The 14,238-nt window shown below is 50.0% G+C and carries 15 protein-coding genes; 4 read left to right on the forward strand and 11 right to left on the reverse strand.

Annotation, left to right across the window (positions count from 1 at the left end):
* Positions 1-190: 190 nt before the first annotated feature.
* Complete coding sequence (locus tag DYC63_RS03170) at positions 191-592, reverse strand: YccF domain-containing protein (protein WP_115217897.1); 402 nt, start codon at positions 590-592, stop codon at positions 191-193.
* Positions 593-662: 70 nt separating this feature from the next.
* Here DYC63_RS03170 and DYC63_RS03175 point away from each other — a divergent pair, with 70 nt between their 5' ends.
* Positions 663-1,511: an alpha/beta hydrolase gene (locus DYC63_RS03175; protein WP_115217898.1), complete on the forward strand. Its 849-nt coding sequence runs from the start codon at positions 663-665 to the stop codon at positions 1,509-1,511.
* Between the two features lie 456 nt (positions 1,512-1,967).
* Here DYC63_RS03175 and DYC63_RS03180 read toward each other — a convergent pair whose 3' ends face one another.
* The 10 genes from DYC63_RS03180 to pheA form a co-directional block, all read right to left on the reverse strand.
* The gene (locus DYC63_RS03180) at positions 1,968-2,573 is read right to left on the reverse strand and encodes a thermonuclease family protein (protein ID WP_172459390.1); all 606 of its coding nucleotides are present in this window, start codon (positions 2,571-2,573) and stop codon (positions 1,968-1,970) included.
* A gap of 7 nt (positions 2,574-2,580) precedes the next feature.
* A complete protein-coding gene (locus DYC63_RS03185; RefSeq protein ID WP_115217900.1) occupies positions 2,581-2,862 on the reverse strand; it encodes an integration host factor subunit beta in 282 nt (93 codons plus the stop codon).
* Positions 2,863-2,914: 52 nt separating this feature from the next.
* On the reverse strand, positions 2,915-4,588 hold the full coding sequence (rpsA, locus tag DYC63_RS03190; RefSeq protein WP_112863939.1) for a 30S ribosomal protein S1: 1,674 nt from the start codon (positions 4,586-4,588) through the stop codon (positions 2,915-2,917).
* Between the two features lie 29 nt (positions 4,589-4,617).
* Positions 4,618-5,286 carry a (d)CMP kinase gene (cmk, locus tag DYC63_RS03195; RefSeq protein WP_115217901.1) on the reverse strand — a complete coding sequence of 223 codons (669 nt, stop codon included), beginning with the start codon at positions 5,284-5,286 and terminating at the stop codon, positions 4,618-4,620.
* Positions 5,279-6,595: a 3-phosphoshikimate 1-carboxyvinyltransferase gene (gene aroA, locus DYC63_RS03200; protein WP_115217902.1), complete on the reverse strand. Its 1,317-nt coding sequence runs from the start codon at positions 6,593-6,595 to the stop codon at positions 5,279-5,281. The genes cmk and aroA overlap by 8 nt, the downstream gene beginning before the upstream one ends.
* Positions 6,596-6,897: 302 nt before the next feature.
* Complete coding sequence (gene pnuC, locus DYC63_RS03205; protein ID WP_115217903.1) at positions 6,898-7,581, reverse strand: nicotinamide riboside transporter PnuC; 684 nt, start codon at positions 7,579-7,581, stop codon at positions 6,898-6,900.
* A 94-nt stretch (positions 7,582-7,675) separates the two neighbouring features.
* On the reverse strand, positions 7,676-7,915 hold the full coding sequence (locus DYC63_RS03210) for a hypothetical protein (protein WP_115217904.1): 240 nt from the start codon (positions 7,913-7,915) through the stop codon (positions 7,676-7,678).
* 185 nt (positions 7,916-8,100) lie between these two features.
* Positions 8,101-8,979 (reverse strand): prephenate dehydrogenase, encoded by an 879-nt coding sequence (locus DYC63_RS03215; RefSeq protein ID WP_115217905.1) that lies wholly within the window; start codon positions 8,977-8,979, stop codon positions 8,101-8,103.
* Entirely contained in the window at positions 8,969-9,940 is a 972-nt protein-coding gene (locus tag DYC63_RS03220) for an NYN domain-containing protein (RefSeq protein ID WP_115217906.1), read from the reverse strand. Before DYC63_RS03220 ends, DYC63_RS03215 begins: the two co-directional genes overlap by 11 nt.
* The gene (pheA, locus tag DYC63_RS03225) at positions 9,941-11,047 is read right to left on the reverse strand and encodes a prephenate dehydratase (RefSeq protein WP_245888002.1); all 1,107 of its coding nucleotides are present in this window, start codon (positions 11,045-11,047) and stop codon (positions 9,941-9,943) included.
* A 186-nt stretch (positions 11,048-11,233) separates the two neighbouring features.
* On the opposite strand from pheA, the gene deoC reads away from it, so the two are divergent.
* Genes deoC through DYC63_RS03240 form a run of 3 tightly spaced genes read left to right on the forward strand, consistent with a single transcriptional unit; the run spans position 11,234 to position 14,237 of the window.
* Positions 11,234-11,899 carry a deoxyribose-phosphate aldolase gene (deoC, locus tag DYC63_RS03230; protein WP_115217908.1) on the forward strand — a complete coding sequence of 222 codons (666 nt, stop codon included), beginning with the start codon at positions 11,234-11,236 and terminating at the stop codon, positions 11,897-11,899.
* Positions 11,889-13,205, forward strand: coding sequence for an L-fucose:H+ symporter permease (gene fucP, locus DYC63_RS03235; RefSeq protein ID WP_115217909.1), 1,317 nt, complete (start codon positions 11,889-11,891; stop codon positions 13,203-13,205). Before deoC ends, fucP begins: the two co-directional genes overlap by 11 nt.
* Before the next feature lie 12 nt (positions 13,206-13,217).
* Positions 13,218-14,237 (forward strand): aldose 1-epimerase family protein, encoded by a 1,020-nt coding sequence (locus DYC63_RS03240; RefSeq protein ID WP_115217910.1) that lies wholly within the window; start codon positions 13,218-13,220, stop codon positions 14,235-14,237.
* Position 14,238: the final 1 nt, after the last annotated feature.

Genomic DNA, 14,238 nt, shown 5'->3' on the forward strand with positions numbered 1-14,238 from the left:
TAGCGCATTTACCAACCGAAATTCAAGATGCTTTAGGGTATTGGTTTTTGCCTCGCACTATCCTGTTTTTGTAGTAAAAATAATCATTTTAATGGTTTTGTTTTGGTGTTATGGTTGTTTTCAACTCATATTGAGAGAATTTTTAATTAGTCTCTGTGTCGAACAAGAGCTGTCGCATTATGCTGTTTTCCTAATTTTGCTCGGGTATGGCTTCGATTTTCATGCCGATGGGGGCGAGGGAGATGCGCAGCATTTTGACATGCTGCCAGCCGAAGGGTATGCCGATGATGCTGACGAAATAGCCGATTGCCAGTGTCAGATGTCCTAATGCCAGCCACCAGCCTGCCAATATCAGCCAGATGATATTGCCCAAGCAGCCCACGGCTTCCGCCGCAATATGCTGTTCGCGCGCTACGGCTTGATAGCCGAAAGGCCAGAGTGTAAAGCGCGCGATGCGGAAGCAGGCGGGTGCCCAAGGCAGTCCGATGATGGTGATTACCATCAATACGCCTGCGAATGCCCAGCCGAGCGCCATAATCAGACCGCCTAAAATGACCCATAATAGATTAAGAAAAATGCGCAAATTCGCCATGATTTCTCCTATACAATAATTGTCTGGGCTTATAGTGCGGCGTTTGTCGTGAGATTGCAAGGATAGTTTTATGAATCATGATTCAGATGGCGGCTATTTGCCGCAAGCGGCGGGGCATCGTCTGTATTGGCGGCGGTTTCAGGCGACGCATCCGCGCGCGCAGCTTTTACTGGTGCACGGTATCGGCGAGCATAGCGGGCGGTATGAGGATATTATTTCGCATTTTCTGCGCATGGGGCTGAATGTTTTTGCTTATGACCAATACGGGCATGGCAGAAGCGAAGGCAGGCGCGGCGATCTCGATACTCCTCAACGGCTGGTGGAAGATTTGCGCAGTATGCGGCAGGAGCTGCGCCGCTTAGCACCCGATTTGCCGCTGATTTTGTTCGGACACAGTATGGGCGGTGCGGTAGTGGCGGATTATCTGGTGCAATATCAGGGCGGCGAAGAAGCGCCGGATTATGCCGTCTTGTCCTCGCCGGCTTTGAAAACGCATATGACGGTGTTGTCAAAGCTGGGTAGCCGCGCTTTGCAGGCGCTGGCGCCGCATTTGGTGATTACGCATCATTTGTCGATGAAAGTCAGCCATCGCGACGAGGTCAATGCTCAATTAAAAAACGACCCTTTGTGCCATAAAAAAATCAGCGGCAGTCTGTCGGGCTTTATTTTGGCTGCCGGCGAGGCGGCGAGAGCGCATGCCCAAGATTGGCAAGTGCCGACTTTGCTGCTTTATGCCGGCGCGGATTTTTTGGTCGATGCCAAAGGCAGTACGGAATTTGCCCGCAAGAGTCCTCCGCTGGTGCAGGCGCATTGTTTTGAGGGTTATTATCATGAGATTTTTCATGAAATTAATCCTGAGCCTGTATACGCCCGTCTTGCCGTATGGTTAGACGATATGGTCGGAAAAGCGGAGAAATAATCAATTATCGCCTATTCAGAACAGCTCTCGACTTAGCTATCGGATTAAAAATAGAGAATCTGAGTTCAAGCATTCGCCTTTGTCATGAATTGACTATAGGCGGAGAAGCGAAAAAGTATAGTCAATTCATGGCAAAATCAATCATTTTTCAATCGGGTAGGTCAGATACTTGTATTAGACATTACTTAAAATATCAATTTGTCGGATTCAAGAATCCGACCTACTTCCTTATAAATTAGTGGTTTAGATATTTACACCCAACACAATTTATCATGGCGTGTGCTTTCCGGCATAAACACCTAAGCTAAGGTTAAAAATATAATGTTCGTATTTATCATGAATCGACTATAGTACAAGACGGCGAGCCGCAGACAGCACAAGAGCGTAGGGCAAGGCGAGCCAAGTCCGTAATACTTTTTCAATTCTTCGACTATACAAAAATGCTTAAAACCTATGCTACTGATGTTCTCTCCGCCAACGGCTAGGATTTTGCTGCGCACCTTTTTGCGCCCACACGCCGATTTTCTGCGTGCGCGCGGCTTTTTCCGCCGCCGCATAAGCTGTCGGCGTCTCTTTGCTGCGATAAAGCACCGCCTGTCCTTGCGCAAGCATCGCCAAATTAATATCCCGCCCTTGCACCATAATCACGCCCAATTGCCGCTGATAAATGTCTTTGCCCTGCGACAAGAGGCTAAATTCTGTTCTCATCAGCCTTTGCAAGGCTTGTCGTGATTGCTCGCCCCAAGGGATTTGCCCTTTTTCCGGCGCATCAATGCCCAGCAATCGAATAGAAAGATAGCGGTTCTGGCAATAAGCAGTGACCGTATCGCCGTCTAACACGCGATCTAGACGGCAATCAATGTTCTGCGGCGATGCCTCAAAGGCTTGATCATAAGGTTTCGCACTCGGAAAACAGGCATTGATAAGCAATAGCCCGATGCCGCTAAACACAAAAATCGGCCAACTGCCGCTTTGTTTTCTTGCACTGCCGTTTGTCCGCCGCCAAAATAAAAACAACGCCTTAAAAAGGCGTTGCCATAAAGAAAGCGATGGTTTTTTCATTCCTCGCTTAGCTTTCATCTACCCGCTCACGCAGTTCTTTGCCTGCACGGAAATAAGGAATAGATTTTGCAGGCACTTTCACTGATTCGCCCGTTTTAGGGTTACGGCCAGTGCGCGCCTCACGATAATGCAAAGAAAAGCTCCCAAAACCACGGATTTCTACGCGGTCGCCTTTTTCAAGGCTTTGGCATACTTTTTCAATAATCAGCTTGATTGTTTCTTCCACATCTTGCGCTTTTAGCTGCGGATGCTTCAAACTCAAGCGTTCAATCAGCTCGGATTTGGTCATGCGATTTCCTTATATAAAGCAAAGCGCCATAGAGCGCTTTGCCACGATGAGATTAGTTATCAGAGTTTTCCAACTCTTTGAAAATATCGCCCAAAGAAGTGCCGGCTTGGCTTTCTTTGCGCGTATAGTCTTGAATGACCGCTTTTTCTTCCGCCACGTCTTTGGCACGCACAGAGAGGCTTAAGTTTTTGTTTTTACGATCAACGTTCAACACTTTAGCTTCTACTTCATCACCGACGCTTAAGAGCTTGCTTAAATCTTCCACACGCTCAATCGAGGCTTCGGAAGCTTTGAGAATGCCGTTAATGCCTTCTGCCAATTCAACAACTGCTTGACGCTCATCGACTTCAATAACTTTACCTTTGACAATCGCACCGCGGCCATTGGCTGAGGTGAATTGAGAGAAGGTGTCTTGTTTCAATTGCTTAACGCCTAAAGAAATGCGTTCGCGCTCAGCATCGATGCCGAGGATAATCGCTTCGACTTCCTGACCTTTTTGATAAGCACGCACGGCTTCTTCGCCGCTTTCGTCCCATGACAAATCAGACAAATGCACCAAACCGTCAATGCCGCCGTCTAAGCCGATAAAGATACCGAAATCGGTAATCGATTTAATCTGACCTTTGACATGCTCGCCTTGATTATGATGCTTGCCGAATTCTTCCCATGGATTCGGCTGGCATTGTTTCATGCCTAAAGAGATGCGGCGGCGTTCGCCGTCGATTTCTAAAATCATCACTTCCACTTCTTGACCGACAGAAACGAATTTACGCGGGTTAACGTTTTTGTTCGTCCAATCCATTTCAGAAACGTGTACCAAACCTTCTACGCCGTCTTCGATTTCAACGAAAGCGCCATAATCGGCAATATTGGTGATTTTGCCGCTCAAAGTAGAGTTGGCCGGGTAACGTTGTGCAATATCTGCCCAAGGATCGTCGCCCAATTGCTTCATACCTAAAGAAACGCGACCGCGCTCACGGTCAAATTTCAGGACTTTAACTTCCACTTCTTGACCGATCTCTACCACTTCGGAAGGATATTTCACACGTTTCCATGCCATATCCGTGATATGCAGCAAGCCGTCAACGCCGCCCAAATCCAAGAATGCACCGTAGTCAGTGAGGTTTTTAACCACTGCTTTGACCACATCGCCTTCTTGCAGATTTTTCAAGACTTCTTCGCGCTCTTCTTTGTACTCTTTTTCCAGTACTGCGCGGCGAGAAATCACGATATTGTTGCGTTTTTGATCCAGTTTGATGATCTTGAACTCAATTTCCTTGCCTTCGATGATGCTGGGGTCTTTAACCGGACGCACATCGACTAATGAACCCGGCAGGAAGGCTTTAACGCTTTCCACATCAACGGTAAAGCCGCCTTTCACGCGGCTAGATACCACGCCAGTAATGGTTTCTTCATCGCGGAATTTCTGCTCAAGGATTTCCCAAGTACGGATACGTTGCGCTTTTTCGTGAGAAATTTGGGTTTCGCCGTGGCCATTTTCCAATGCCTCTAAAGCGACTTCGACTTCATCACCGATATTGATGGTGATTTCCCCTTTGTCGTTTGTAAATTGCGCGACGGGAATGAAACCTTCCGATTTCAAACCGGCATTCAGTACCACGAATTCTTTACCGATTTCGATGACTTCCGCCTTAATAATCGCACCGGGCTTGAGCTCGGTTGTTTCAATACTTTTTTCAAAAAGTTCTGCAAATGATTCTGCCATGTAATCTGGACCTGTGTATCAATGTTAAATTAAAAAAAACGCGCCTGAAACAGGGCATTGACCTGTTCAAACACCGCATCTACCGATGAATCGGTAGTATCAATCAGCACCGCATCAGCAGCTGGCACATACGGCGCTACCTCACGATTGCGATCGCGCGCATCGCGCTCGGCAATCTCATTTTTGAGGGCGGCTAGAGTAACACTTTCTCCTTTCGCTATCAACTGCTTATAACGACGATTTGCACGCGCTTCCGCGCTCGCCTCCAAAACAATCTTCAAAGCCGCCTCGGGAAAGACGACCGTACCCATATCGCGACCGTCCGCCACCAAATCCTTATCGGCGGCAAATTGGCGCTGAAAGCCCAGCAAAGCGGCGCGAATCGCCGGTTTTGCCGCCAATTGCGAAGCCAATTGCCCCGTGCTTTCCAAACGCAATTCGCTTCCCACAGCTTGCCCGTCTAAAAAAGCCGCCACGCCGTCGGGCTGCACTTCAAAATGTACCTTCATCTGCGCCAGCAAAGCCGCTTGCTCCGCTTCGCCTGCCGCAGTCAAACCTGCCGCCTGCACAAACAAAGCGCTCAGACGATACAAAGCGCCGCTATCCAAATACGCCAAATCATGGGTTTGCGCCAAACGCTGGCAAATTGTGCCTTTACCGACGCCGCTCGGGCCGTCAATCGTTACAATCTTACGCATCGCTTACCTCAATCTGCATACCGATACCCTGCGCCAAATCGCGGAAATTCGGAAAAGAAGTCGCTACATTATCGCAATCTCGAATCTCTATCGCCGCCGCGCTACGCAAAGCCGCCACCGCAAAACTCATGGCAATGCGGTGATCGCCCAAGCTGTCAATCACGCCGCCTGAAAATGCCGTGCCCCCTTTGCCGCGAATGTGCATACTGTCTTGTCCTGCTTGGCAATCCACACCCAAAACTTTCAGCCCTGCCTCCATCGCCGCCAAACGATCGCTCTCTTTCACGCGCAATTCCGCCAAATCGCCGGCAAGGGTTTCACCCTCCGCACAAGCGGCAGCGACAAATAAAATCGGAAACTCATCAATGGCAATCGGCACTAAATGTTTTGGAATTTCAATTCCTTGCAAAGCGGAAGCGCAGACCCGCAAATCCGCCACCGGCTCGCCGCCCGCCTCGCGTGCATTTTCAATCAGAATCTTGCCGCCCATCATTTGCAGAATCTCCACAACCGCCGAACGCGTCGGATTCATGCCCACATTTTCAATCAAAACCTCGCCGCGCTCGGCAATCAAAGCGGCGACAATAAAAAACGCCGCCGAAGACACATCGCCCGGCACGACCACTTCGCAGCCGCGCAAAGTCTGCCCGCCGCGAATGCTCAAGGTTGCGCCCGATTGGGCAATCTGCACACCGAAACCGCCCAACATCCGCTCGCTATGATCGCGGCTGATACCGATTTCCGTAATCCGCGTTTCGCCCTCCGCATACAAACCGGCGAGCAACAGACAAGATTTCAATTGCGCGCTTGCCACCGGCAAAGTGTAATCAATGCTCTGCAAAGGGCGACCTTGAATCCGCAAAGGCGCGGTGCCGCTCTCCGTCGTTTCAATCGACGCCCCCATCAAAGCCAAAGGTTCGGTCACGCGGCGCATCGGACGCTTCATCAAAGAGTTGTCGCCGACCAAAACGCTGTCAAAAGCCTGCCCTGCCAAAACCCCCGCCATTAAACGCATACTCGTGCCGCTATTGCCCACATCCAAGACCTGAGCCGGTGCTTTCAAACCATGCAAACCCTGCCCGTCAATACTCACGCGCCCCTGACCATGATGCGCAATCGGCACGCCCATCGCCTGAAAAGCGCGCATCGTCGCCAAACAATCCTCGCCCTCCAAAAAACCGCTGACCTCCGTGCGTCCCTCCGCCAAAGCGCCGAGCATAATCGCACGATGCGAAATTGATTTATCCCCCGGCACGCGCAATGCACCCTCAAGCGCCGCTACCGGCGAACTTTTCCATGTTAAAGCCATTTCTTCCTATCTTTATGTTTCAACACACAGAGCGACACATAAAGCGTCGCCCTACGTGTTGCCCTGAATTGGAAGAGGTTACACCTCTCCCACAAGATTATCCTCCCTAAAGGGAGGGGTTTCAACCAGTAAGGAAATTTTGATGAAAAACGTGCAGCATAACGCATCACGAAAAAAATTGCGCCGCCGATGCCGCATTTATCGCGGCTGTTCAGGCAATCTGAATGCAGCATCGGCTTAAGCCGTTTTGGCAGCGATTTCTTCTTAATACGGTTTACACCGTAGAAATTCCGCTTGTCGATTTAGGCTTTTTGCAGTTTCGTCCAATTATAGTAGCCGTAGGCGGAGTTCAGCAGATAGGCGATGTACATTAAATACATAGCCGGATTTTCCGCCCAGAGAATGATGGATAAAATATTGAGCGTAATCCATAAAATCCATTGTTCGCGGTAACGCAGTATCATCAGCAGCTGGGCGGCGACGGTAATCATGGTAGTCATGCCGTCCAGTCCTGTGGAGCTACCGCCCGCCGCCCGCAGCGCCAACACGAATAAGAAGGTGCTGACGGCAAGAGTAGCAATCAGGATAAGCCAGCCTTTGAGAGCGAGTTTTTTAGCGATAACCGCTTCGCCCGCGCCGTCTTTCTGCATATTGGCTTTCCAGACAAAATAGCCGATAAATTGCGCGGGGATATAAACATAAAGCACAGTGTTCATTTCGCCCAGATAGTTGGCTTTCCACGCCACATAGAAATAGGTGTAGGCAAAGATAAGCCCGAAGAAGTAATTGCTGATTTTGCCTTTACTGACAAATACGACACACAATATGCCGGCAATGCCCGAAATCATGGCAAGCCATGAGTCGGGCTGCAGGATAAAGGCGACGATTTGCGCGATGAGAAAGACGGCTAACCAAAACAATTCAAAGGGTTTCCAGCCGTCGCAGAGTTCTTTTTTGATGTATTGCAGAATAGTCGAAGGGTTCATATGTGCTCCTGTGGGAAATAGAAGCGGCATCTTATGTTATCGGCAACTGCGAATGCAAGATTCCCATATTGAAGCGCTTCACTCAACATATCAATCACGCCTGTCGTTCTTTGAGCAGGGCTTTGATTTCCGCCAGCTCCTGATGCAGGCGGGCGATGTCTTGCGCCGTCAGGGAAAGCGGTTCTACACTAGGCGTGATGACGGGCTGCGGATCTTCAATCGTGCCAGCGCTACTTTCATTGAGAAGAGCCAATGAGAATAAAGAGCTAAACCTTGGGCGCGAAAATAAAAGCGCCGAGTTGCCGCGCCAAGGCGCGATAGTGGTCTGTTGCATAGTGTCCCTGTGAAAAAAGCGGCATTGTATAGTCTCTTCAGATTAAAATGATACGCCTTAACACAACATATTGAAATGTTTTTCAATATGTTGAAAATTTTTATTGTCTCATTTTAATCTGAAGAAGCTATAGCTTAAGCCGCCTATGACCGAGCGGCTGACATCTTGCAAACCATTATCCGCCGCTATATTTCCGACAAATAATGCGCATCGCGCGCGGCTTTGGCGCGGCCGAAAATCCGCTCGATTGCCTCGCCGTCGCCTGCCGCCAAGAGTTGCTCGAATTGCTGCAAACGCTGGCGGTATTGCTGCAATAAGACGGCGATTTCCTGCGGATTGTGCAGGCAGATATCGCGCCACATCACGGGACTGCTGGAAGCGATGCGGGTAAAATCGCGAAAACCGCCCGCCGCATAGGAAAAAATCGCCTCATGCTGCAAATCCTGATCGAGCATATCGACCAACAGATACGCCAAAACATGCGGCAGATGGCTGGTCGCGCCCAAAATCGCATCATGTTCCGCCACCGACATTTGGCTAATCAAAGCCCCTGCGCTATGCCATAAACGGCTGACCACGCCCAAAGCGCGGTTATCGGTCTGCGCCAAGGTCGTTAAAATCACTTTGCGGCGCAGGAACAAATCGCCGCTTGCCGCCGCAACGCCGCTTTTTTCCCGTCCCGCAATCGGATGTGCCGGCACGAAAAAGGGCGGCACGGTGCCGAATGCCTGTTCCACCGCGCTCAAGACAGAGGCCTTGGTGCTGCCCACATCGGTCATCACGACGGTTTCTTTCAGCGGCAATGCCGCCAATTGCTCACAGACGGCAAACAAAGCATCGACCGGCGTTGCCAAGACAATCACATCTGCCGCCGCCAAATCCGCCCACTGCGCCGGCGCATCAATCACGCCCAAATTCTGTGCCGCCGCCAAGGCTCGCGCATCATTATCCAGAGCGATAATCCGCTCCGCCGCCTGCGCCTGACGCAATGCCAAAGCCAATGAACCGCCGATTAAGCCGATACCAATAAAGGCAACCGTGCCTAAATTACCATTATTGCTCATCTTTTTTCTCTTCTAACGATATGCTGACTCTGCCGTTTTCCACTTTGGCGCGATGCATTTTTTCAAGCAATTCGTTTAAATCCGCAAAGCCGTAGGCGGCAATATCCAGACGCGGCTGAAGGTATTTTTCCATAGTGGCGATATCCGCCCGCCCGTTCTTATCTGCAAATTTCTGATGTGCTTCGATAATTTTAGGAATAAAATCCGACCAAGGAATTTTTCGGAAATACATCTGGCTGCGGTTATTATCATCATAGCGGTGCTGCACCCCTTCCAAGGCTTTTAGCATAGAAGAGAGCTTTACATAGCCATAACTGCGCGGATCAAAATCACTATGTGTTTGATTTAAATAGTTGCCGATCCGTGCTACTGATGACCAGCTGCTGTCTTCGGCAGTATTTTTTAGAGCCTGAAAAAGCAAGGATTTTAATCCGCCTTCAATAGGTTGCCGAGTGATCGGTGCATTGGCAGCAGTTTCCGGTAATACTGGGGGCGCTATTACCGCCTGTGCGACAGAATTTAGTGTTGGCTGCAAATTTTCCACATAAACAAACTTATCGCAGGCATTGCGAAACGCCTCGGGAGTTGATTTTTTACCCAAGCCATACACCGTCAGCCCCGCTGAACGGATACGCGATGCCAAGGGTGTAAAATCGCTGTCGCTCGATACCAAACAGAATCCGTCAAATGTCCCGCTATAAAGCAGATCCATCGCATCAATAATCAGCCCCATATCGGTAGCATCTTTACCTTTGGTATAGGCAAATTGCTGCATAGGAACAATGGCATATTTCAATAGAATTTTCTGCCAGCCGCCAAGTGTGGGGCTGCTCCAGTCGCCATATATGCGCTTTACGCTGGCGATGCCATATTTAGCAATTTCGGCAAACATTTCCTCCGCTACTGCGGCAGAGGCATTATCGGCATCAATTAATACCGCTAACTTTTGCTGTTTTTCCATCTATCCCGCCTTCGGATAACTGCCCAAAATCCGAAACAAACTCGCCTGATCGCGGATTTCGGCAAACAATGCTTGCATTTCGGGCGCATTCTGATGCCCTTCCAAATCAATGAAAAAAACATATTCCCACATGCCCTGCTTGCTGGGGCGGGATTCGATGCGCGTCATATTGACATTGTGCCGCCCAATCGGTTCAAGCAATTTGTACAGCAAACCAGGGCGGTTATGCGAGGAAACCAAAATCGAGGTTTTATCATTGCCGCTGCTCTCGATAAATTGCCGCCCGATGACTAAAAAGCGCGTGGTATTGCTGCTATTGTCTTCAATATGGGTATAGCGGACAGGCAATTCATACAATTCCGCCGCCATTTTCCCTGCAATCGCTGCGCTATGGCGTTCTTTTGCCGCGCGTTTCGCCGCCTCCGCATTGCTGCCCACCATCACGGTTTCCACATTGGGCAGATTCTCCGCCAGCCATACGCGGCATTGCGCCAAAGATTGGCTGTGGGAATACACCACTTTCACCGCCTCCAAATGCTCCTCATGCGTGAGCAGATTCTGCTCGATGCGCAGCAGCACTTCCCCGCAAATATTGAGCGGCGAAAGTGCCAGCGTGTCTAAGGTATGCGTTACCATGCCTTCGGTAGAATTTTCCACCGGCACCACGCCGTATTGGCAATCGCCCGTCTCCACCGCCTTAAACACTTCCTCAATGCTACGCTTGGCATTGGTCGTCACGGAATGCCCGAATTGTTTTAAAGCCGCCGCCTGCGTAAACGTGCCTTCCGGCCCGAGATAAGCGATATTGAGCGGCAATTCCAATGCCAAGCAGGCGGACATAATCTCGCGGAACAGGCGCGCCACCTCCGCATCGGGCAAAGGCCCCTGATTCAAGGCTTGCAAACGGTTGAGCACCTGCCGCTCGCGCTCGGGGCGGTAAAAGACGATATTATCGCCCTCTTCGGCTTTTTTCACCTCACCCACCGCCTGCGCGCATTGGGCGCGTTGCGATAATTTGGCAAGAATCTCTTGGTCTAGCGCATCAATCTGCGCCCGTAGTTCCGCTAAGGTTTTCATTGGCTCTTCATGGATGGTGGAAAAGGGCATCTTAGCGCATTCGCCGTAATAAAGCAGGGTTTATCGCGCGGCAATTTCTATTCTGAAACACACAAATTTTTATCAAAGCGCTTGCGAAAAATCCTACGGCAGTTTATATTTTTTACATATGTTTAAGAGTAATCTTTTACATATGTAAAAATCAACCCTAAGCACACGTTTTATCTGGAGAAAATTATGAGCAAAAGCAAATTCATCGACCATACCCTGCTGGCAGCCAAAGCCACTCAAGCCCAAATCGAGCAATTATGCCAAGAAGCCCTGCAACATGATTTTTGTTCCGTCTGCGTCAATCCCTTTTGGGTCAGCTTTGCCAAGCAACGTCTGCAAGGCAGCGATGTAAAAGTCTGCACGGTCATCGGCTTTCCTTTGGGTGCGAACACCAGCAGCCTCAAAGCCTTTGAAACGGAAGAAGCCGTCAAAAACGGCGCGGACGAAGTCGATATGGTCATGAATATCGGCTTGGCAAAAGCCGGTGATTGGGCGGGCGTTGAAGCGGATATGAAAGCCGTCGTACAAGCCGCTAACGGCGCATTGGTGAAAGTCATTTTAGAAACCTGCCTGCTCAGCGAAGAAGAAATCCGTCGCGCCTGCCAAGCGGCGGTAGCGGCGAAAGTCGATTTCGTCAAAACCTCCACAGGCTTTTCCAGCGGCGGCGCTACTGTCGAAGCAGTGAAATTGATGCGCGAATGCGTGGGCGCGGACATCGGCGTTAAAGCCTCCGGCGGCATTCGCAGCGCAGAAGATTTCGCGACAATGATTGCGGCTGGTGCGAACCGCATCGGTGCATCTGCCGGCGTGGCATTATTGGGCGGAGAAGGAGGAACAGGTCATGATTATTAGAGCTAATGTTGAGCAATTACCGGACGGCTATCTCAATCGCACCCCATTGTTTCAATACATTTTGTTATCGATTTGTTTTCCGATGTGGGGTATTGCCGCGAGTTTGAACGATATTTTGATTACGCAGTTCAAATCGATTTTTACCCTGTCGGATTTTGCTTCCGCTTTTGTGCAAAGCGCTTTTTACGGCGGATATTTCTTGCTCGCCATTCCCGCCAGTCGGGTAATTCGCAAATGGAGCTATAAACTCAGTATCTTAATCGGCTTAAGTTGCTATATCGGCGGTTGCATGCTCTTTTTCCCCGCCTCGCATATGGCGACTTATTCCGTTTTCTTAGCGGCTTTATTTGCCATCGCAGTGGGCTTGTCTTTCTTGGAAACCTCTTGCAACACCTACTCCTCCATGATCGGACCCAAAGAAAAAGCTACTTTGCGCCTCAATATCTCGCAAACTTTCTATCCCATCGGCTCTATCTGTGGCATTTTGCTCGGCAAATATCTGATCTTCACTGACGGCGATGCCCTGCACAAACAAATGGAGGCTTTAGAAGGCGAGGCGCAGCGCCAATTTGCCGCCGAGATGTTGCAACGCACTTTGCAGCCTTATCAATTTATCATCATGGTCTTGCTGCTGCTGTTGGCGGTGGTGGCGATTACGCAGTTTCCGCGTTGCAAACCCTTGGATCATGACGCGCATGAATCCAAAGCCAGCATCAGCGAAACCTTAAGCTATCTCGCCGGCAACCGCCGCTTTAAACGCGGCATTATGACGCAATTCCTTTATGTGGGCATGCAGACAGCCGTATGGTCCTTTACCATTCGATTGGCATTGCAAATCGACAGCAGCCTGAATGAGCGCGTGGCGTCCAATTATATGGTGTGGGCTTTCGTCGGCTTTTTCCTCGGCAAATTCCTCGCCAATATTCTGATGACCAAATTCAACGAAGATAAAGTCTTAATGAGCTATTCCCTCTTAGGGTCTTTAGCTTTGCTCTATGTGATTTGCGTGCCTAATATGAGCGCCGTATGGGCGGCGATTTTCGTTTCCGCCATGTTCGGACCTTGCTGGGCAACTATTTATGCCCGCTCTTTGGATGCCATCAGCGACAAACGCCATACGGAAACCGGCGGCGCGGTTATCGTGATGTCGATTATCGGCGGTGCGGTCGTGCCGGTAGTTCAAGGTTTTGTTTCCGACAGCTTAGGCTCAATGCAATTGGCATTTGCCGTATCTTTGCTGTGTTTTATCGCGGTAGGGCTATATTTTTACCAAGAATACCGCCTCAGCCGTTCTGCTTTGAATTAAAAGGAGTGAATCATGTATCGTTTGCACCTGTATCCGGAACTCTTCAAAACACAAGAACAAATCATTGTGCAATCGGAAAAATTTTCCGTCAGCACAAAACGTTACCCGCAAGACATTGCCGGCTTGACCATTCGAAATTCGCGCGGTTACATCGAAATCCTGCCCTTTATGGGACAAATGATTTGGAATGCGGTCTTTGACGGACATTCTCTGCGCATGGGCAATATGTTTGATAAACCGCAGCGCGCTCAGGAAATCGTCGATACTTACGGCTGCTTTGCCTTCCATTCCGGCTTGTTAAGCGGCGGCTGCCCTGCCCCCGAAGACAACCATCCGCTGCACGGAGAATTTCCCTGCGCGGCAATGGACTGCGCCTATTTATGCATCGACGGCGAGCGCATCAAGCTAGTCAGCGAATATGAATATGTACGCGGTTTCGGGCACCATTACCGCGCCTGTCCCTCCGTCAGTCTTGCCGCCGACTGCGCGCGCTTCGACATCAATATGCAGGTAGAAAACCTCTCTGCCTATCAAAAAATGCCGTTGATTTATATGTGCCATATGAACTACGCCTATATCGACAAGGCCGTCATGCGGCAAAATATTCCCGACGACGCCCTGCAATTGCGCCGCAGCATTCCGGCGCACCTGCATCCGACTCCTGAATGGCAAGCCTTCAACGAAGCCATTTTGCAGGGCGGCATTGATGCCAATGTGTTGGACAAAACGCAATGCTACGATCCGGAAATCGTCTATTTCGCCGATAATCTGCCGCAATACGGCGAGATGATGGAATTTGAATTGCAGTATCCCGACAATGGCACTGCCTTTAGCACGCGCTTTTCCAGCCGGGAATTCCCACACGCCACACGCTGGATTTTGCACAATCCCGATCAAAAAGTCGCCGCTTTTGTGCTGCCTGCTACCGCACGCCCCGAAGGCTACAAAGCCGCTGAAGCGGCAGGCACATTGCAATGGCTCGAAGCCGGCGAAAGCCGCCGCTTCAGCGTTAACACCGGAATTAAGGAGTAAT

Origin of the sequence: Suttonella indologenes (assembly GCF_900460215.1) — a bacterium.
GTDB classification, from domain to species: domain Bacteria; phylum Pseudomonadota; class Gammaproteobacteria; order Cardiobacteriales; family Cardiobacteriaceae; genus Suttonella; species Suttonella indologenes.